The sequence below is a fragment of the Enterococcus sp. HMSC076E04 genome, from assembly GCF_001814285.1.
In the GTDB taxonomy this organism is placed as follows: Bacteria; Bacillota; Bacilli; order Lactobacillales; family Enterococcaceae; genus Enterococcus_B; species Enterococcus_B lactis.
This window is the reverse complement of sequence record NZ_KV815559.1, coordinates 11,821-29,668: the sequence shown is the minus strand read 5'-3', so window position 1 is coordinate 29,668 and position 17,848 is coordinate 11,821. Positions and strand designations below refer to the sequence as shown.

Here is a 17,848-nt window from a genome sequence, read left to right as displayed (position 1 = left end):
TTCCGAATAAAGGGTGTTCAAGAAGTAGCTTCTTCTAAAAATAAGCCGAAATTTCTTGAAACTGACCACTTCTGTCACAACCTTTTTTTTAATGAACCATCATACATTTTTTCGCTTGAATACGAGGTATCCCAATGCTAAGAACAAAGCAATGTAAGCTAAATTGCCAAACAGCATTTGATTAGTAGAAAGATGAGTCAATTGCTTCATGATCTCTTCGTTGCCAATTTGGTTTTGCAGATTCAGCATACTGATTGGATTCCATTTGATCCACTCCCATTTTTGAATGAGTGCGATGAGGATACCAGATATGATTGATGAAGCAAAATAAAAGACGATTCCTGCTGAGATGGAGGCACCGGAACTATTGATAAAACAAGCAATCATCAACACTAAACTTAAAATCAGCCATAAACCGATATAACTACCCAAAGTATAAGTGCACAAGCTTTGGATTAGTGTCTGACCAGTAGAAATCTTCTCCGTAAAGGAAATCGAAGGGAAAAGGATCAGTTTCATCAACACGGTGATAATAATAGCTAAAAGGTATAAATAAATAGAATAAATAACTAATGTGATCCATTTGCTTACTAATATTTCTCCTCGAGAATACTTTCGATAAAGGAGATTTTTCAATGTACCATATTGTGATTCCATTGAAATGATCGTACTTGCAGCAGCAATCATGATAAAGACGATCCAAGATGTGGCACTGAAAAGCTGAGCAGTCATTTCAACTGGATCAATGATCGTCGTGTATTTTTTGGCTAGAAGTGCTGTTCCTATGAGCAAAGCGACTAATAGAACAGATAAAACAGCAGATGACTTTTTCTTGATCAATTTAAATAATTCTTGTTTTACAAGCAATGTCATTTTTCTTCTTCCCCCTTTACTGAATCCAGAATTTCCAATAGGGAAGATTCCAAATCATTCGTCAGATGCTGGACATCTGTCACATGGATATTTTCTGCAGACAATAACTGGATCACAGTTCCTAATAATTCTTCGTTTTCTTTTAGAAGCTTGATTTTATCAGGATCTTCCAAGGGATATCCAGCGTCTGTCAAGATCGTTCGAGCAGCTTGATCATTTGTTGTAGAGATAACGATGAAATCTTGCGCTGTTTGGTTCAATTCAGTCATTGTACATTGTTTGATGATCTTTCCTTGATTGATCAGGATCAGCTCATCGACCATTTTTTCAAGCTCGCTGAGTAAGTGACTGGAGATCAAGAAAGAGGTGCCCTGAGTAGCCAAGTCGGTAATAATTTTTCGCACATCTCTTGTTGCTTGTGGATCCAAACCGTTCATCGGCTCATCTAAAATAACGATAGACGGATGATTCAGTAAGGCAAGAGCAATTCCCAATTTTTGTTTCATTCCCAACGAGTAGGATTTCGCTTTTTTGTGAATGTACTTTTCCATCTTGAGCTGATTCACGATAGTGTCGATAGCAGATACATCGTTTGTTTCAGAGAATAACTTCAGATGAGCATAACCTGTTAAGAATGGATAGATACCCGGATATTCGATCAATGCTCCTACTTGTTCTAATCCTTTATGACTAGAGGGAGAAATCTCATTTTCACCAATACGGATCGTTCCTTCCGAGTAATGGATCAGTCCTAAAATAGCTTTCATAATCGTTGTTTTTCCAGCGCCATTAGGACCTACTAATCCAACGATTTTGCCAGGAGATAAGCTAAAACTGACATCGCTGAGGGCTTGTTTGTGACCAAAGTTCTTGGATAATTCTTGGACCGAAAGACTTTTCAAAAATATTCACTCCTTTTCTATAGATAGTACAAGCATACACCTGATGAGTAGAGAAGTCGCTAGGTCATTAGTCTTATTTTCTTGTTTTTTCATCGAAAGAGGAATATCAAATAAAAAGCCCCGTTTTTTCTGATCAGTCCTTGTCTGCTTGTCTAAGTATCTAGTGACCGCTAGTAATCTTGATGCCAAGGATGCTGATGAGCAGCAACCCGACAAAGAACCAAGTGGAAAGATTCAGCTTATCATGAAACAAGACCACACCAATAATGACCGAACCAACTGCGCCAATCCCTGTCCAAATAGGATAAGAGAGACTCATCGGCAAACTTTTGATTGCCTTTGACAAAAAGTAAAAACTAGCAATCATGCCAATCACTGTGTAGAAAGAATAATTGACTTTGGAAAAACCATCACTCCATTTCATCATCGTTGACCAGAATACTTCCAAAAGCCCTGCTATGATTAATTCCATCCATGCCATACTTACATTCCTCCTTAACTATAAAAAAATACACAAAAAGAGGAAAATCATCCCTTCAAAGACCTAATGGAATGATCATCCTCTTTATCCTACCCGGTGGCAGTTCGTATATCTTTTTCTGTAGTATAGCACACTTATCCAGATATCGGCAATCTGATTCTTCTTAGTAAGGTGTATCAAGCATTGACGGATACAGCATAGAACTAATCTGTTATTTATAAATCATTTAAAAAAAACGGTAGCTGTTCCTTATTTTTATTTATTATCAAGCATTAGATTGAAAAAAGCTTTATCTTACAATAAGTAAGGTAAATTATATAATAAAAAAATAACGAAAAATATTTAAAAATAGTGTCTATTTCGTGAGAAAACAGCTATATTTTTTATGTGTTTTGCATTATAATTAAAAAAATATTGTCATTTTATGGAGGAAAATACATGGAAAATTATCTTAGCCTTTTAGGCGTATTGATCGTTATTCTCGGGTTCGCATTTAAATTAGACTCGATATTGATCGTAATGGTTGCTTTAGTTGTGACAGCTTTGACTGGCGGTCTTGGCATTCAAGGAATGTTAGAACTTTTAGGCACAAGTTTTGTGAACAATCGTGGGATGGCGATTTTCATCATCATTATGTTGGCGACAGGAACACTTGAAAGAAATGGTCTGAAAGAATCAGCGGCTTCCTTGATCAAGCGATTCAAGAAAGTATCTGCTGGCATGATCGTAGATATTTATGGGATCTTTCGAATGATCTTTGCAGCTTTTAACGTGAGTTTTGGTGGAGTTGCTGGATTTGTTCGTCCGATCATTCTACCTATGGCATTGGGGACCATCGAATCAAAAGGGTTAGAAGTCCATCCGAAGCATGAAGAAGAACTAAAAGGGATGGCTTCAGCTATGGAAAATGTCTGCTGGTTCTTTGGACAAGTACTGTTCATCGGAGGAGCAGGGGCATTGCTAGTCCAATCCACATTGAAAGATCTAGGATATGACGTAACATTGGGACAGCTTGCTTTAGTGGAAGTTCCAGTGGCCATCACAGCCTTAGTCGTTGCAAGTGTCTACTTCTATCTTAAAGAAAAGAAGCTAGCGAAGAAATATTATTCAGGAAAGGGGCAATAAGATGGACTTTTTTACAAATCCTGATATTTTGTTAGGCGATAAATTATTGGAGATTCTTTATATCGTGATGGGACTTGTGTTGATTTACACTGGAGTAAGAAACTTAACAGATCAAACCAATCCTCATCGTTACGGCTCAGCCTTTTTCTGGACGGTTTTAGGGGTAGTTATTGCAGGAGGAAGATGGCTTCCGGCAATCGTGAACGGCGGCTTGATCTTTGCGATGACCATACCGGCGATTGCTAAGAGAGTCAGCAAAGGAGAAAGTCGGCTTCCATCAAAAGCATATATGGAAAAAATGTCAGACAAACTAGGAATGAAAATATTTATTCCAGCTTTGAGTATCGGTGTCTTTGCGATTTTGTTTGCTTTATTCACCAATTTAGGTGCTTTAGTCGGCGTGGGTGTCGGTGTTTTTGCGGCCATGCTGATCTTGATGTTCTTTTCTCGAGATAATCGCCCAAGCACATTTTTAGATGACGCAGCAGATATGCTGGGCACAGTAGGGCCGTTAAGTATGTTGCCAATGCTTTTAGCTTCTCTTGGTGCGGTATTTACAAGTGCCGGAGTTGGGACAGTGATTTCCAATGCCGTAGGTACGATCGTTCCAGAAGGAAATGTGAACATCGGTATCATCATTTACGCTCTTGGCATGGTGATATTTACGGTAATCATGGGGAATGCATTTGCGGCTATCACCGTGATGACGGTTGGTATTGGTGCACCATTCGTATTTAGCCATGGAGCGAATCCAGCATTAATAGGAATGGTCGCGTTGACTTGCGGTTTTTGCGGAACCTTGCTGACACCAATGGCTGCTAACTTCAATATCGTGCCAGTGGCGATGTTAGAAATGAAAGATAAATACGGTGTGATCAAAAATCAACTTTTCATTGCTTTGTTCATGCTTGTTTTCCAAATTGCTTACATGATTTTATTTAAATAAAAAAAGAGGTTGGGACAGAAGTGGTCAGCTTCAAGAAATAAGAAGGAATTGACGAAAATGGCTTCTCAAATTTTTTTGGAAATTTCGGCTTATTTTCGAAGAAGCTACTTCTGGAACACCATTTATTCAGAAAAGGAGGTGTGACACTAGTCACATCCCCTTTTTGTTTCTCTAATACTCAGGTCAGGGCGCTGATTTCACAACCTCTTTTTTTAGTTTCCTGCCAAGAATCAATTGAAAAAGAGCGTGGACTTTTTTCGATGATATAAGGATCATGGGTCACAACGATGACTGTTTTCCCCGCGCGATGCTGTTGGAATAGCAGATCCAAGATATGGTTACGGTTCTCGCTATCTAAAGAGCCAGTGGGTTCATCTGCTAGGATCAGTTCTTTGTCTTCTAGTAGGAGTTTGGCAAAAGCTAGGCGTTGCTTTTCTCCGCCAGAAAGACGATAAACTTTTGTTTTCAATGGATAGTCTAAGGAAACCTTGGCAAGAGCTTCTTGCTGCAGCTTGATTTTTTCTCTTCGTCTGGTCTTTCGATAGATGAAGGGGATGTTTAAATTGTCCATGATCGTTTCATCTTCAATCAATCCATGATTTTGGAAAAGATAGGAGATTTTATTTCTCCGTAGTAAAAGAGCTGCTTTGCTGTTGATTTTCGGCGCATTTTTTCCAAAGAGCGAGACCGTTCCTTCATCGAATGAATCAATGAGTCCCAAAAGATTCAATAGGGTGGATTTTCCTGCACCGCTTTTTCCGTGGATCGTCCAAAATTCTCCTTGATCGATCGACAAGGAGACAGCATCCAGGACAAGTTTTTGTTTGTAGGTTTTCGTTACATGATCTAATTGGATGAGAGACATCAGACTATCATTCTCCTTTTAATATAGTTGCTTTTTCTTTTCTTTCCAAACGGTGCAAGGTGAAGAAAATCATTCCTATCTCTAAGATAGAAAAAAGAATCAGACTTTGGAGCCAAGCAAAAGGCGCATCCATGAAAGTCGTATATAAAACCAATGCACCATATTGTATGAAAAACGGCAAGAAAATCATACGATAAGTTTTGATCATGGAAATACCATTCAATCGCCAAATCGTATATTTCTGCTTTTTGATCTTCAAAGAGATCAGCACGAGATAAGCAATCATCGTGATCAAAAGATAAAGAGCGAAGAGAATTTCCAGGCTACGTTGTTTGATTCCGCCAAGACCTCTTTGTAAATCTACTTTTTTGATTTCTGAAAGCGGAGTGAGGACTGGGTAGTTGTCCAATAAATAATTTTCTTCCAGTACCTTTTTGATCGGTTCGAATGTTTTCTCGACCGATTGAGTGATAGGAACTTTGACTGGGTCGAAATATCCACCACCAGTAATGATTTGCCGGAGGTTCCCCGCGCTGTTATTTCTTGTTTGGACTTCGATGACATTCGGATAGTGAATGATTTCTTCATCTGGATGGAATGTATGGATTTCTTGTTTGGACCGGATGAGATAAAAATCAGCTTGTGATTCATCCAGAAAGTAGCCATGCAAATAATGTTCTTTGATTTCTTGGAACTGGTTCTCCAATCTTTCCGGTACTAGAAAGACACGTTGTGTTTCCTCGGGAGAGATCGCTATTTTTTGTCCAGTTACGCTGATGATCGGGTATTTTTGCAAATAATTGACATTTACACAAATTTTGCGGTTGATTTCTTTTTCTTCCATAAAGTAACTGACTGTACCAATCAGTAGCATCCCGTTTTCTTCTAGATATTGATACAAGCGGTCTTGTTGGGCGCTTAATACATTGTTTTCGATACTGATGACTTCATGGTTGTTTTTCCCTGAATAGGTATTATAAAATACTGCATACTCAGAAAATTCATCCGGATACGTAGAAGGAAGAAGCGACAGATTGACCAGCTCTACAAGTGTAAGGACGCTTGCCAAGCACCAGACGAAGGCGATGGTCTTGAAGAAATAAAGTGAAAAAATAAAAGTTCTGGCATACGATTTCCTATTTAGATTCTCCACAAAAGAAGTGGTGCATAAGAAATAAACGACACCTAGCAAACTAATGATAGATACGGTAAAAAAAGCGAATTGGTGGAACATGTTCAAAAGGAAGATCGATGGATCAAAAATTAGCTGGACCAAACAACACGATCCGAACAGGAAAAGTAGATGTTTTATCAGTACTTTATACAAGATCGTCGCGCAAGAGAGTCCGTTCAATCGTAGGATCGACAACTTCCTTGCATTGTCGAATAGCCATAGAGCGGTGAATAACAGAAAGAAGATCAGACTGATAACAATCAGGTTTCTCACAGGGCGATGATCAAGCAATATGATGGTTTCTGGATAATCTGTATATTGAAAATCCTGCACCGTGAATGAAGGTTGATAGAGTTCATTATACTTAGTCGTCAAGCTTTCGATGAACGCGGATACCTGCTCTGTATTTTGACTCTCTACAAATTTCGTCGCTTCTTTAAAGGAAGGCAGCTCTATCAATGGATGATTGTTGAATGAAGCATAATTGATCGTATAGTGTTGGGTTGAGAGGTGTTTGGCTGAAGGATGATTCAGCAGCGTTCTCAAATCAGGCTCATTGGAAAAATAGTCGATCACGACTAAATCAACACTTGGGTCAGGCTTTCCGTTCGTGATTTTGGGTGTGAAATTTGTTTCACGAAAAAGTACGTTCAACTGTTCTTCTTCTGCCGTTTCGAGCAAAATGGACAGGTTTCTCGAAAAATTTTGTCGATCGTCTTGGATCGTTCGAGGTAGATCGAACGATTGGTATTGTTCAGGAAGTGAATAGCTGTCGGCGATGATCCTTTCTTGTGTCGTTTCTCGGATATAAAAGAAAATCATAAATGAAAGGATAGAAAAAAAGACAAATAAATTCAACCGAATAAGTTTATTGTTCATGAAATGTGATCCTTTACTGTTAAAATAGGTAGCAACTTTTTAATGACGTCTGATGAAAACATCGGTGTGGTTACTTAGAAGTGGCTAATCACCAGCCGTAATACGCTAAGCCAGTGTATTTGCTGTTACCTGTTGCAGTAGCATAGGCATAGCGATTTGCCGGAGCGAAAACAGTACTTGACTTAGTTCCTACCACTGCTCGTGCATAGTAATCATAATGATTAAAATTTGACCAAGCTTGTTTGGTTCCCCATGCTACTCTCGGCCAACTATGCGTCCCGTATGTCCAATGTCCGCGGTGGATATGGACAGATCCTCTGCTTTCTAAAGGGGCATCCATTATGAGAGAGGGATCTGTCGTGCCAATCACTTTCCCGCTATCATCCAAAATGACCCCGCCTGATCGAGGCATTTGTTCGGTTATCCGTATTTCGTTTTTTGAGTCTGTGACTGTGTCAGCATGTACTTCTGCTTGCACCATGCTAGTGACGGTACTTCCTAAAAGAAGTCCTATTTTGCAAACTAATGTTATTTTTTCATTTCTTACTTCCTTTATTCGATAAATGGTATAGGTGTTATTTCATCAGACAATCTTTATTTTATAGTAAAATAATCCGCTTTCAAAGTAGTGGAACGCTATTTCTTTTATAAGAATATATTAAGTTTGCTCTGTTATGTTATTTAAACTCTTCTTTCCTTTATTTACGCTGTTCAAGGAAAATGGTAAGATAAAAGATAACCATATGTTAAATCAATCGGACGGAGGAACAACAGATGAAAGTACTAGTGACAGGTTTTGATCCATTTGGTGGGGACAAAGTGAATCCAGCCTATGAAGCAGTAAAGAAAATGCCAGATGAAATCAGCGGTGCTGAAATCATCAAAGTGGAAGTACCGACCGTATTCGAAAAAAGCAGTCAAGTAGTCAAAGAAGCCATCCAACAGCACCAACCAGATGTCGTGATCTGTGTCGGACAAGCAGGCGGACGGTCAGCAGTCTCGTTCGAACGTGTCGCAATCAATCTAGCAGAAGCAAGAATTCCTGATAATGAAGGAAATCAGCCATTCGATACGGCTTTAGAAGAAAACGGTCCAGCCGCTTACTTTACTTCATTGCCAATCAAAGCAATGACAAAAAATGTACAAGATCATGGTCTACCAGCGTACATCTCTTATACAGCAGGAACATTTGTCTGCAACGATATCATGTATCGTTTGCTTCATTTGATCGAAACGCAATTCCCTGCAATTCGCGGTGGGTTCATCCACGTACCATTCTCACCAGATCAAGTGATCGATCGTCCAGTGGGTACACCTTCTATGTCTCTGGAAGACATTGCTTCTTCTTTGACTTATGCAGTTGAAGCAGCAGTAGAAAATAAAGAAGATATTTCCGGGAATGCCGGAACAACTCACTAATTTAGCAAGAAACACTGGCTGGTTGCTATCGTTATGTTAGTAGCCAGCTTTTTGTAATTAGAAAGGAAAGAAATAGCCGTGGAAGAATGGCAATCCATCTTTGAAGAATGGTTTCCAAAAGAAATCAACAAAAGCTATCCTATTAAGATCTCTAAACAATACACAAGCAGTCAACGTTGGGAGATCTATGCAAAATTAACAAAAAAACAGCGGGAACTAGTCGATAAGCACCGCCGATATCTAATCAGCTCTCGTTTTATGGAAGAACATTATTTGGCCGCAACAGATTGGGTGTTTTCTGACTTCAAGATCAATCCGTTTTTTCGAACAAAACGAAGCCAGCAAAAATTGTATTGCGAATGTGGGAGAGAATTAAAAGTGCAATATATCGTCAAATCGCCAAAAACCGGCAAGACCCTAAAGCTAGGTATCAACCACTTTGCCGATCACCTGCATGTTTCTCCGACAGTAGCAGCTTCGATCCATCATGGAATGACAAAAGTCGATCTGGCCTTAGATGAATTATTATGGCTTAAGCAAAAGAATATCGATTTTCCTGAAGAACTATGGCAAAAATACTGTTTTGTCCTGTACCAAAATCGACGGATGAAACAGCCGTATTTACCGGATATAAAATTAGCACAGCGTCTCGCAGAATTTCGCCAAGCGGAAATGCCGATTTACATAGCGGATTATCAAGCATTGGAAAATGAAATCAAGAAAATCAGTGAACACATCAACGGGCAGCCAAAAAAGCGACAGATAAAGAAAGAACTGTTTGACGACTTTGCAGAAGAATTAGTAAAGGATGTAGAAGAATTCTTGAACAACTATCGCACATTTTTACGTAAAGATTGGCAATCCATCGTTTACGAAGAAGTGCCAGCACATCCTAATGCTTATTTTGAAACGTTTATTTCCGCATTGAGAAAGACAAAACGTCAGCGAACACCAGAAGTCATTGCTCAGATGGAATATTTTGCGAAAAAACAACGGTTCATCCAACCAAAAATCTATCTATTTATTTGGAAGCAATATTGTCGCTATGGTTTTACGGAAGGATTCTTCGACAGCATTCCTCGGATAGTCAGAAATGGTTTTTTAAAAGTATTGCGTAAAGAACGAGAAGCCGTACAATCTGCTGATAAGAAAGAGTACACAGTCTCAAAAGAAAAATGGCAGCTAGTGGTGAAGGAGATCCATTCTGGGAATGTACAAGAGACGATCGACAAATGGAAAGGAAAACATTATCGTTTTACTGAAGCGCAAAAACAAGCGTTAGAATATTATCAGAAGTTAGAAGAATCACTGCGTTTCAATGATGAGGCAAGAAAGTATCTGAAGGAATTACTATAAAAAATAGGCTTTCTCTCTAAAAATAGAGAGAAAGCCTATTTTTTATGCGTGTTGTTGTGCGTTGTAGTATTCTTCTTCCATTTTTTGCATACGTTCACGTTCTTTTTGATTATACCAAGGAGAAACGGTAAATGCAAGGACATCATTCAGCAAGTAAACAGAGCTGTTCACGAACATCGCCAAACTTGCAGATCCATGCGTAAATGAAATATACCAAAGGACCATTTGTGCAAGCCCTGAAGCTAACCACCAGTAATATTGGTTATTATAACGCAAGAAACTGATGATGCCAGCAGTCAAGCTAATGGAAAAAGCAATGGCATCTACCCATGGGCGAGGATCATCTGTATAACGACCAATCAGGAATCCTGAAACAAGATAGACAAGGAAAGTACTGATGATTGCGATAAACCAGCTTTTTCCAGTGAATTTTCGGATTTTTGAAGCCATATTATGATTCCATTCTTTACTTAACAATACGGGGATATCCAATGTAATCATATAAGCAATCTGTTCACCGATACTTAAATAGTTCTTTGCTGAAAATCCAACGATAATAAAACAAATCGCAGACAAAATACCTAAAATACCGTTGACTGATTTTGCCGCATTGATGGATAAAATACACAATACACCAAGCGTGGTACCGATAAATGTGATAACGGACAGCCAAGTGATGGGACTATTGACAAGAGTCATGACCTGACAGCCAAGACTGAAAAAGAAAAGATAATAATTTTGTTGCGGCCAGCCTTTTAGCTGATGAGCTAAAAACTGAAAATATGACTTCATGTATGAGGACTCCTTAAGACACTAAATGTAGTGTGTTCTGTATTTACTAACACAATCTATTGTATGCTTTTCTTGAAAAAAAACTAGTCTTTCAATTATAAATAATTTGTGTTATGATAATTTTCTGTTTGTTTTCTTGAAAATATAATTTCTTACTTTCATTTATTATATTGGGAACAGGAAGAGTGTCTTGGAGGACCTACTTTCTGTTTTTTTTTTGCCTTTTTTCTTATAAAAAGAAAAAACAGCTATTTTTTTCAAGCTGACACATTTACAATAGAGCTGGAGAATAAGGTAGATACGAATTTAAACGAAGAATAGGAGCGCTCATATGAACCTTACAACGATCCATCATGTAGCCATCATTGTTTCAGATTATCAGAAATCACGTGATTTTTATGTTAATAAATTAGGATTTGAAGTAATCAGAGAAAACTACCGCAAAGAACGAGATGACTATAAATTAGATCTGAAACTAGGAAGTGCCGAATTGGAGATTTTTGGAATTGCCAATGCACCACAACGACCAAACTATCCAGAAGCTTGTGGCTTGCGTCATCTTGCTTTCAAAGTAGACGATATCGAAGAAACGATTGCAGAATTGCATTCCCTAGGGATCGAATCTGAACCGGTAAGAGAAGATACGTTTACAGGTAAAAAAATGACGTTTTTCTTTGATCCAGACGGGTTGCCGTTAGAACTACACGAATAAAGATAACAAAATTGTCACTTTTTTTTCGTTTCATTCGATTTTTCGTTCGTTCATTTCTTGATATTCTTTAAAAAAAGAAACAGGAGAATGAAGAATGAAAAAAATGATGTTTGGTGCTGCTGCCCTCATCGTAATATTGTTTACCGGTATGACAGGATTGCTCAGCGCCGCTTTTCACTTGGATGATATTAGTGATCAAGAATATCGGATCTCATTGAACGAAGCAGCAGCAATCGCTAAAAAAGAAACAAAAAAACATAATATATCTTCTATCCATTTTGCAGTGGAAAAAGAATTGGATAATCCTACGAATGCAACATATGAATACCAGTTTTTTTGTGAAGGACAAGTCATAGCAGTCAATCCGTCCACTGGGAAAGCAACTGTAAGGAATCATACAGAAAAAACAGCAGAACCTCTATTTGACATAGAAAAAACGGAAGAGTTCAAGCAACCGCAAGCAGCGATGAAGGAAGCAGTCAGCTGCTACGGGAAAAAAGCAAAAGTGAAAGAGTGGGCAATTGTAGTTAAAGATGAACGTCCGTATTATCAAGTCCAATTAATTGATGGAAAACAGACTCAACAGGTATGGATATCTGCATAGAAAAAGGCTATCGCTTCTCTTTTTTTCAATATAAGAGTAAGCTAAGAGGGTAAAGATGAAAGGAAGTTGAGATAACATGGAAAAAATGAAATGCCCTAATTGCGGAAAAAAATTTGCATACGAAGAAGTCAATAATGTAGTCGAACATAATGATAAAGAGATGCCAATCGTCTGCCCTTATTGCCGAACTGAAGCGGCAAGAATCGTTACTCATGGTTATTTCATTACTGAAAAGATAGAAGATTTTTTAAAATAACGATTTTGCGATTTCTTTTTCTGCATGTTAGAATGGAGAAAAGGAGAGGAAACTATGATTCGTTTTGCGAGAAAAGAAGATGCTCCAGAAATCGCCCCATTGATCTTAGTGATTCTAAAAGACATGGAATTGCCATTTTTGAAGCAGACAGGGGAACAAAAAACTTTAGAGATTTTAGAAGAAGCAATCACTGATCCTAATTATCGCTACAGTTATTCACGAGGTATCGTAGAAGAAATAGACGGTAAAGTTGCAGGAGTTGCTTACGGTTATACAGATGAAGAAGAAGCAATCATCGATCAGCCACTGGTACCTATCTTAGAAAAATATCAGTTAGATGCGTCTACACGTTTGTTCATTGATAAAGAAACGTTTCCCAATGAATGGTATTTGGACTCTATCAGTGTATCAGAAGATTTTAGAGGGCAAGGCATCGGTTCACGATTATTAGAAGCATTACCTAAATTGGCGAAGAAAGCGAATCGCTCCGTCATCGGACTAAGTGTGGATGAAAAAAATCCAAAGGCTAAAAAATTATACGAACGCCATGGCTTCAAAGTGGTCGGTCAGCGGATGATCAGTGGTCATCTTTATGATCATATGCAAAAGAATATCTAAAAAGATGTACCTGAAATGCGGAAATACGCATTTCAGGTACATCTTTTTAACTTAAGTCAAGCCGATAAGAAACAGGCTTATCGCGACTTTTGTCTTTACGGTAAAGCCAGTAATCTAAAACCGCAGCAATACAAATACAAACAGGAGCATCTTCATCATTTGAGATATCCAGTACATAGTAATCTCCTGAAAAAAGCGTAGCTTTATCCATCTTCATGATTTGTTGATTGAAATGATGGATTTGATATTGATGATTATAGATATCACCTTGGACTGTCCAGTGAAGCCTACGAATATAATAAAAATCACCGGGCCAATTGAATATTTTCTGCATGGTTCCCACTTTTTCGAACTCCTTATACAGTTCAAAACGCGTACCGAATGTCAGGCTTATTTGCTTGATGTGGGCAACAAGATCGCCATTCATGGCATAAAGAGACAACGCATCGCCCTTTGTTCCCCAGCGACCAACCATCAAAAACAGGGAATGCCCTTTTTCGTTTTTGACGATTGTCCGAGTTGCACGTCCAAGCTGTTTTTCCTGAATGAAAAATTCTGACATCTATATCCCTCTTTTCTAGATAAAACTATAAGTCTTCTGCAATCGCGCGCAATATGGCTTTTCCTACGCCAGATTCAAGGTTCGTGTCCGTTGTATATTTGGCATAATCTTTTACTTCGATTTCTGCATTTCCCATTGCAAAACTGACTCCCGCCACTTGCAGCATGCTGACATCATTGAAATTGTCACCAATCGTCATGACTTCTTCTAAAGAAATGCCACGCTCATGTGCGACATGGGCAACGGCAATCCCTTTTTGAGCGTTTTTATGGTTCACTTCAATATTGTTTTGACCAGAAGAAGTGACAGCTAAATCGCCTAAAAGAGAAATCTGCTTACCAACTGGTCCTAACACAGCAGGTCCTTCTGTATGAAAACAGATGATTTTCAAGACTTCCAGATTCTTTTCTTCTAAAATGGTACGAATACTGTCCACATATGTGATGTGCAATAACTCCAGCTTAGCTGAGGCCATGGCAATCGCCATTTTATACGTAAGGTGAGGTAAATGGGTAGCGACCATGGAAGCAAAGCTTTCGATCCGCTTCGCTTGATTTTCAGAATAAAGACCATCGTTGGTTGCTACTTCATAGTAAATACCGTTAGCGTCTAAAATATCCAAAACAGAGGTTGCTTGATTATTTGGGATGGATACGGTAAACAAGGAATTTCCTTCTTTATCAAATACTTGTGCCCCGTTCAAAGTGATCATCGCACAATCGATTCCTACTTCATCCAAAGCGGCGCGAGCTTCTTGATAGTTTCGTCCAGTAGCGACCATGAACTCAACACCGGCATCGTTTGCAAAACGTATTGCTTCGGCATTTTCAGGAGAAACACTCATATGGGCATCTAATAATGTGCCATCCATATCTGATGCAATTAATTTGATCATAATGATTATCGTTCCTTTCTGCTTCTTGTTCCTAGTTTACCATATTAATCAAGTGCTGAGGGGGAAGATTGTCCCTTGTGATTGAAGAAAATGTGAGTTATTCTTTTTATTAGGAGGTGGAGGTTTTGAAAGAAATCATTCATAACAGTTGGCAAGAAGTTTTGTCCTCAGAATTTTCAAAAGATTATTATCTGCATCTAAGAGAATTTTTAAAGAAAGAATATGCGACCCAAAAGATCCATCCAGATATGTATCATATCTATGAAGCGTTGGAATTGACTCCTTATGAAGAAGTCAAAGTAGTGATCTTAGGACAAGATCCTTATCATGGAGAAAACCAAGCTCATGGATTATCTTTTTCTGTGCAGCCCGGCGTGAAGATCCCGCCATCTTTAAGAAATATCTACAAGGAGCTTCATGATGATCTTGGTATCGTACCTGTTCAACATGGAAACCTAGTATCATGGGCTAAACAGGGAGTCCTTTTACTCAACACTGTTCTTACTGTTCGGGAAGGGCAAGCTTATTCACATCGCGGGAAAGGTTGGGAAAGATTAACAGACACGATCATTGAAAAATTAAATGAACGAGAAAAACCAATCGTGTTTATCTTGTGGGGAAAACCGGCGCAAGAAAAAATCAAAATGATTGATAAGAGCCGTCATATCATCATTACATCTCCACATCCCAGTCCGCTATCTGCAAGCCGTGGCTTTTTCGGTTCCAAACCCTTCTCGAAAACGAATGATGCACTCCTTGCGTTAGGAGAAGAACCGATTGATTGGCAGCTGCCTGAAACAGTGTAATAAAACAGCGCTTTCCTGTTATAGCGCAGTTTGCCATATATGTGAAAAACTTCATTTTTCCGGCATTTTTGACTGATACAGATAAAATAAACTGTTCTTTTTTTATGGAATAGTGTATGATAATACATATAAAAACGTCTGGAGGTCATCTTGTGGAATTGTTTGATAGTTTAAGATTTAAGATTGTTCGCCGTGGGATCAAAATCGTTTTCCCGGAAGCTACTGATGCTCGAATTTTAGGTGCAGCTGCCCGGTTGAAAGCAGAAGAACTGGTGGAACCCATTTTAGTAGGAAACGAAGAAGAAATAAGAAATGCAGCACATGCCAGAGGAATCAAAACATCTAGCTTTACGATCATTAGTCCTGATACTTACGATAAGTGGGATGAAATGGTAGATGCTTTTGTCGAACGTAGAAATGGAAAGGCATCCAAAGAACAAGCAGAAAAGATTTTAAAAGATGTGAATTACTTTGGCACGATGCTTACGTATATGGGTGTTGCAGACGGCATGGTCTCTGGAGCAATCCATTCGACTGGTGACACTGTTCGTCCAGCACTTCAAATCATCAAAACAAAACCTGGTGTCAGTCGGACAAGTGGTGCGATGATCATGGTACGTGGAAGAGACCAAGAAAAATACGTCTTTTCTGATTGTGCAATCAATGTGAATCCAACTGCACAAGAATTGGCAGAAATCGCTGTAGATTCTGCAAAAACAGCTGAACTGTTCGATATCGAACCAAAAGTGGCGATGATGAGCTTCTCGACAAAAGGTTCAGCGAAATCGCCAGAAGTAGACAAAGTAGTTGAAGCCACTAAAATCGCTAAAAAACTAGCACCGCAATATTTGATCGACGGCGAATTGCAATTTGATGCTTCTTATGTTCCTTCAGTTGCACAACTGAAAGCGCCAGATTCAGAAGTAGCTGGTCAAGCAACAGTCTTTGTATTTCCAGAATTGCAATCAGGAAATATTGGTTATAAAATTGCTCAACGTTTCGGTAACTTTGAAGCAATCGGACCAATCTTGCAAGGTTTGAACAAACCGGTTTCTGATTTGTCTCGTGGAGCAAATGAAGAAGACGTATATAAATTATCGATTATCACAGCAGCACAAACATTGATTGATTAACAAATACACACGGACTAGTCCAAAAACGGCAGCTGCTGTTCTTGACTAGTTCGTTTTTTTCTTTAAAAAAACTTCATTACGCGATATACTGGCAAAAAGAAAGAAGAGCGGGAGAAGATGAAAAATGATCGAACTATCAGGATTAACAATGACAGAACAATTTGCAGAGGCAATTGGTCATTCCGCCATGCCAGGTGATAATCTGATATTGACTGGTGATCTAGGTGCGGGTAAAACAACATTGACGAAAGGTATCGCCCAAGGACTGGGAATAACGCAAATGATCAAAAGTCCGACATACACGATTATTAGAGAATATAATCAAGGCAGGATTCCGTTGTATCACATGGATATTTATCGGGTAGCAGCTAGCGGAGCTGACTTAGGGTTAGATGAATATTTTGAAGGAGATGGACTTTCCGTTGTCGAATGGGGAAATCTATTAGAAGAAGCACTGCCAGAAGATTATTTGGAACTGATTTTAGAAAAAAGTGATACAGATTTAGAAAAGCGTTATGTGAAATTAGTCTCATATGGTGAACAAAGTGAAACATTCAAACAGCGAATCCTAGAAAAATGGGTTGAAAACCATGAGTGAAGAAATTGGAATCATCTTGCGGGAAGCAGTGCCAGATGATGCAAAAGATATTCTTTCGATGATGGAACAAGTCAATAGCGAGACAGAATTTTTAGCTTTAGATGAAGCTGAACTTCTTTTACCCCCAGAAACTTTATCAGAAGAGTTGGGTTATATGTACGAAAGCAACAATAATTTATTGCTGCTTGCTCTCAATGAGGGGACGATTGTTGGAACAGCATCAGTCAAAGCAGACAGTCAATTTCGTTTATCTCACGTGGGAGAAGTCGGTATCAGTATCCTGCAGGAATATTGGGGAATGGGACTAGGTACTCTTATGCTAGAAGAAATCATCAATTGGGCGAAGGAAATGGGTGTACTTTTTCGATTGGAGCTGGATGTTCAAGTTCGTAATGAAAGAGCCGTACACCTTTACCAGAAAATGGGTTTCCAAATCGAAGCGGTCATGCCTAGAGGGGCAAGAACAGATTTAGGTGAATTTTTAGATGTATATAAAATGAGTTATTTGATTGAATAGAAAAAATAAGAAAAGAGTTAAGAAACTGTCAACCTTTTGGGAAGGCAGAAAAACGCACGAATGGACTGTGACAAAAGTCGTGTCGCAGTCCATTTTTTTGGATAAACGGTGTTCAAAAGCTTGCATCTGCGGTAATAAGCCCAACCAAACGAAAAATAGGAGGAGCTATTTTTGTTTGGCTGTTCTTATTACTTGATGCAGCACAGCTTTTTCACAACCTCTTCCTTAAACGGTGTTCTCCTGCCAACTCCTCGGTCACAAGCCACAACATTCATCAAACATGAGAAGCTGTTTTTTGAACTTGCTCCTTGTGACTCGGAGCTGAACGGCAGGCT

Annotated in this window: 21 protein-coding genes; 12 read left to right on the top strand and 9 right to left on the bottom strand. The window is 38.8% G+C overall.

What is annotated here, in order from left to right; translation table 11 throughout:
* Nucleotides 1-99: 99 nt before the first annotated feature.
* The 3 genes from HMPREF2961_RS00750 to HMPREF2961_RS00740 all read right to left on the bottom strand — a co-directional run bounded on the left by HMPREF2961_RS00750 (nucleotide 100) and on the right by HMPREF2961_RS00740 (nucleotide 2,256).
* Nucleotides 100-873: an ABC transporter permease gene (locus tag HMPREF2961_RS00750; RefSeq protein ID WP_070703724.1), complete on the bottom strand. Its 774-nt coding sequence runs from the start codon at nucleotides 871-873 to the stop codon at nucleotides 100-102.
* A complete protein-coding gene (locus HMPREF2961_RS00745; RefSeq protein ID WP_070703722.1) occupies nucleotides 870-1,775 on the bottom strand; it encodes an ABC transporter ATP-binding protein in 906 nt (301 codons plus the stop codon). Before HMPREF2961_RS00745 ends, HMPREF2961_RS00750 begins: the two co-directional genes overlap by 4 nt.
* 160 nt (nucleotides 1,776-1,935) lie before the next feature.
* Entirely contained in the window at nucleotides 1,936-2,256 is a 321-nt protein-coding gene (locus HMPREF2961_RS00740; RefSeq protein WP_002344499.1) for a DMT family transporter, read from the bottom strand.
* Between the two features lie 438 nt (nucleotides 2,257-2,694).
* Here HMPREF2961_RS00740 and HMPREF2961_RS00735 point away from each other — a divergent pair, with 438 nt between their 5' ends.
* Complete coding sequence (locus HMPREF2961_RS00735; protein WP_002308360.1) at nucleotides 2,695-3,381, top strand: DUF969 domain-containing protein; 687 nt, start codon at nucleotides 2,695-2,697, stop codon at nucleotides 3,379-3,381.
* Nucleotide 3,382: 1 nt separating this feature from the next.
* On the top strand, nucleotides 3,383-4,327 hold the full coding sequence (locus HMPREF2961_RS00730) for a DUF979 domain-containing protein (RefSeq protein ID WP_002308361.1): 945 nt from the start codon (nucleotides 3,383-3,385) through the stop codon (nucleotides 4,325-4,327).
* A gap of 178 nt (nucleotides 4,328-4,505) precedes the next feature.
* Here the strand turns inward: HMPREF2961_RS00730 and HMPREF2961_RS00725 are convergent, their stop codons facing one another.
* From HMPREF2961_RS00725 to HMPREF2961_RS00715, 3 genes are all read right to left on the bottom strand, one after another.
* Nucleotides 4,506-5,192: a putative bacteriocin export ABC transporter gene (locus HMPREF2961_RS00725; protein WP_070703720.1), complete on the bottom strand. Its 687-nt coding sequence runs from the start codon at nucleotides 5,190-5,192 to the stop codon at nucleotides 4,506-4,508.
* 7 nt (nucleotides 5,193-5,199) lie between these two features.
* Nucleotides 5,200-7,245: a bacteriocin-associated protein gene (locus tag HMPREF2961_RS00720; protein WP_070703718.1), complete on the bottom strand. Its 2,046-nt coding sequence runs from the start codon at nucleotides 7,243-7,245 to the stop codon at nucleotides 5,200-5,202.
* Between the two features lie 88 nt (nucleotides 7,246-7,333).
* Nucleotides 7,334-7,726 (bottom strand): hypothetical protein, encoded by a 393-nt coding sequence (locus HMPREF2961_RS00715; protein ID WP_070703716.1) that lies wholly within the window; start codon nucleotides 7,724-7,726, stop codon nucleotides 7,334-7,336.
* 293 nt (nucleotides 7,727-8,019) lie between these two features.
* Here HMPREF2961_RS00715 and pcp point away from each other — a divergent pair, with 293 nt between their 5' ends.
* Complete coding sequence (gene pcp / locus HMPREF2961_RS00710; RefSeq protein ID WP_002287081.1) at nucleotides 8,020-8,664, top strand: pyroglutamyl-peptidase I; 645 nt, start codon at nucleotides 8,020-8,022, stop codon at nucleotides 8,662-8,664.
* Nucleotides 8,665-8,742: 78 nt separating this feature from the next.
* Entirely contained in the window at nucleotides 8,743-10,020 is a 1,278-nt protein-coding gene (locus HMPREF2961_RS00705; RefSeq protein WP_070703714.1) for a hypothetical protein, read from the top strand.
* A 42-nt stretch (nucleotides 10,021-10,062) separates the two neighbouring features.
* Here the strand turns inward: HMPREF2961_RS00705 and pnuC are convergent, their stop codons facing one another.
* On the bottom strand, nucleotides 10,063-10,812 hold the full coding sequence (gene pnuC, locus HMPREF2961_RS00700) for a nicotinamide riboside transporter PnuC (protein WP_002287078.1): 750 nt from the start codon (nucleotides 10,810-10,812) through the stop codon (nucleotides 10,063-10,065).
* Nucleotides 10,813-11,143: 331 nt separating this feature from the next.
* On the opposite strand from pnuC, the gene HMPREF2961_RS00695 reads away from it, so the two are divergent.
* The 4 genes from HMPREF2961_RS00695 (at nucleotide 11,144) to HMPREF2961_RS00680 (ending at nucleotide 13,002) form a co-directional block, all read left to right on the top strand.
* A complete protein-coding gene (locus tag HMPREF2961_RS00695) occupies nucleotides 11,144-11,524 on the top strand; it encodes an SMU1112c/YaeR family gloxylase I-like metalloprotein (protein WP_002313429.1) in 381 nt (126 codons plus the stop codon).
* 94 nt (nucleotides 11,525-11,618) lie between these two features.
* Nucleotides 11,619-12,128, top strand: coding sequence for a hypothetical protein (locus HMPREF2961_RS00690; RefSeq protein ID WP_002344491.1), 510 nt, complete (start codon nucleotides 11,619-11,621; stop codon nucleotides 12,126-12,128).
* A 76-nt stretch (nucleotides 12,129-12,204) separates the two neighbouring features.
* A complete protein-coding gene (locus tag HMPREF2961_RS00685; RefSeq protein ID WP_002308376.1) occupies nucleotides 12,205-12,384 on the top strand; it encodes a hypothetical protein in 180 nt (59 codons plus the stop codon).
* A 54-nt stretch (nucleotides 12,385-12,438) separates the two neighbouring features.
* A complete protein-coding gene (locus HMPREF2961_RS00680) occupies nucleotides 12,439-13,002 on the top strand; it encodes a GNAT family N-acetyltransferase (RefSeq protein WP_002320003.1) in 564 nt (187 codons plus the stop codon).
* A 46-nt stretch (nucleotides 13,003-13,048) separates the two neighbouring features.
* Here HMPREF2961_RS00680 and HMPREF2961_RS00675 read toward each other — a convergent pair whose 3' ends face one another.
* Complete coding sequence (locus HMPREF2961_RS00675; RefSeq protein WP_002344490.1) at nucleotides 13,049-13,564, bottom strand: LURP-one-related/scramblase family protein; 516 nt, start codon at nucleotides 13,562-13,564, stop codon at nucleotides 13,049-13,051.
* 25 nt (nucleotides 13,565-13,589) lie between these two features.
* Entirely contained in the window at nucleotides 13,590-14,459 is an 870-nt protein-coding gene (locus HMPREF2961_RS00670; RefSeq protein ID WP_002312156.1) for a Cof-type HAD-IIB family hydrolase, read from the bottom strand.
* 125 nt (nucleotides 14,460-14,584) lie between these two features.
* Here HMPREF2961_RS00670 and HMPREF2961_RS00665 point away from each other — a divergent pair, with 125 nt between their 5' ends.
* The 4 genes from HMPREF2961_RS00665 (at nucleotide 14,585) to HMPREF2961_RS00650 (ending at nucleotide 17,513) form a co-directional block, all read left to right on the top strand.
* Entirely contained in the window at nucleotides 14,585-15,265 is a 681-nt protein-coding gene (locus HMPREF2961_RS00665; protein WP_002308387.1) for a uracil-DNA glycosylase, read from the top strand.
* Nucleotides 15,266-15,417: 152 nt separating this feature from the next.
* Nucleotides 15,418-16,398, top strand: coding sequence for a phosphate acetyltransferase (gene pta / locus HMPREF2961_RS00660; protein ID WP_002312157.1), 981 nt, complete (start codon nucleotides 15,418-15,420; stop codon nucleotides 16,396-16,398).
* A 124-nt stretch (nucleotides 16,399-16,522) separates the two neighbouring features.
* Nucleotides 16,523-16,996: a tRNA (adenosine(37)-N6)-threonylcarbamoyltransferase complex ATPase subunit type 1 TsaE gene (tsaE, locus tag HMPREF2961_RS00655; protein WP_002344487.1), complete on the top strand. Its 474-nt coding sequence runs from the start codon at nucleotides 16,523-16,525 to the stop codon at nucleotides 16,994-16,996.
* Nucleotides 16,989-17,513 carry a GNAT family N-acetyltransferase gene (locus HMPREF2961_RS00650; protein WP_002344486.1) on the top strand — a complete coding sequence of 175 codons (525 nt, stop codon included), beginning with the start codon at nucleotides 16,989-16,991 and terminating at the stop codon, nucleotides 17,511-17,513. Before tsaE ends, HMPREF2961_RS00650 begins: the two co-directional genes overlap by 8 nt.
* Nucleotides 17,514-17,848: the final 335 nt, after the last annotated feature.

Coding starts and splice junctions, on each gene's coding strand:
- HMPREF2961_RS00720 (WP_070703718.1), bottom strand. CDS start 7,245: ATGAACAATAAACTTATTCGGTTGAATTTATTTGTCTTTTTTTCTATC.
- HMPREF2961_RS00725 (WP_070703720.1), bottom strand. CDS start 5,192: ATGTCTCTCATCCAATTAGATCATGTAACGAAAACCTACAAACAAAAA.
- HMPREF2961_RS00650 (WP_002344486.1), top strand. CDS start 16,989: ATGAGTGAAGAAATTGGAATCATCTTGCGGGAAGCAGTGCCAGATGAT.
- HMPREF2961_RS00735 (WP_002308360.1), top strand. CDS start 2,695: ATGGAAAATTATCTTAGCCTTTTAGGCGTATTGATCGTTATTCTCGGG.
- HMPREF2961_RS00695 (WP_002313429.1), top strand. CDS start 11,144: ATGAACCTTACAACGATCCATCATGTAGCCATCATTGTTTCAGATTAT.
- HMPREF2961_RS00675 (WP_002344490.1), bottom strand. CDS start 13,564: ATGTCAGAATTTTTCATTCAGGAAAAACAGCTTGGACGTGCAACTCGG.
- HMPREF2961_RS00680 (WP_002320003.1), top strand. CDS start 12,439: ATGATTCGTTTTGCGAGAAAAGAAGATGCTCCAGAAATCGCCCCATTG.
- HMPREF2961_RS00740 (WP_002344499.1), bottom strand. CDS start 2,256: ATGGCATGGATGGAATTAATCATAGCAGGGCTTTTGGAAGTATTCTGG.
- HMPREF2961_RS00690 (WP_002344491.1), top strand. CDS start 11,619: ATGAAAAAAATGATGTTTGGTGCTGCTGCCCTCATCGTAATATTGTTT.
- HMPREF2961_RS00750 (WP_070703724.1), bottom strand. CDS start 873: ATGACATTGCTTGTAAAACAAGAATTATTTAAATTGATCAAGAAAAAG.
- pnuC (WP_002287078.1), bottom strand. CDS start 10,812: ATGAAGTCATATTTTCAGTTTTTAGCTCATCAGCTAAAAGGCTGGCCG.
- tsaE (WP_002344487.1), top strand. CDS start 16,523: ATGATCGAACTATCAGGATTAACAATGACAGAACAATTTGCAGAGGCA.
- HMPREF2961_RS00685 (WP_002308376.1), top strand. CDS start 12,205: ATGGAAAAAATGAAATGCCCTAATTGCGGAAAAAAATTTGCATACGAA.
- pcp (WP_002287081.1), top strand. CDS start 8,020: ATGAAAGTACTAGTGACAGGTTTTGATCCATTTGGTGGGGACAAAGTG.
- HMPREF2961_RS00670 (WP_002312156.1), bottom strand. CDS start 14,459: ATGATCAAATTAATTGCATCAGATATGGATGGCACATTATTAGATGCC.
- HMPREF2961_RS00715 (WP_070703716.1), bottom strand. CDS start 7,726: ATGGTGCAAGCAGAAGTACATGCTGACACAGTCACAGACTCAAAAAAC.
- HMPREF2961_RS00730 (WP_002308361.1), top strand. CDS start 3,383: ATGGACTTTTTTACAAATCCTGATATTTTGTTAGGCGATAAATTATTG.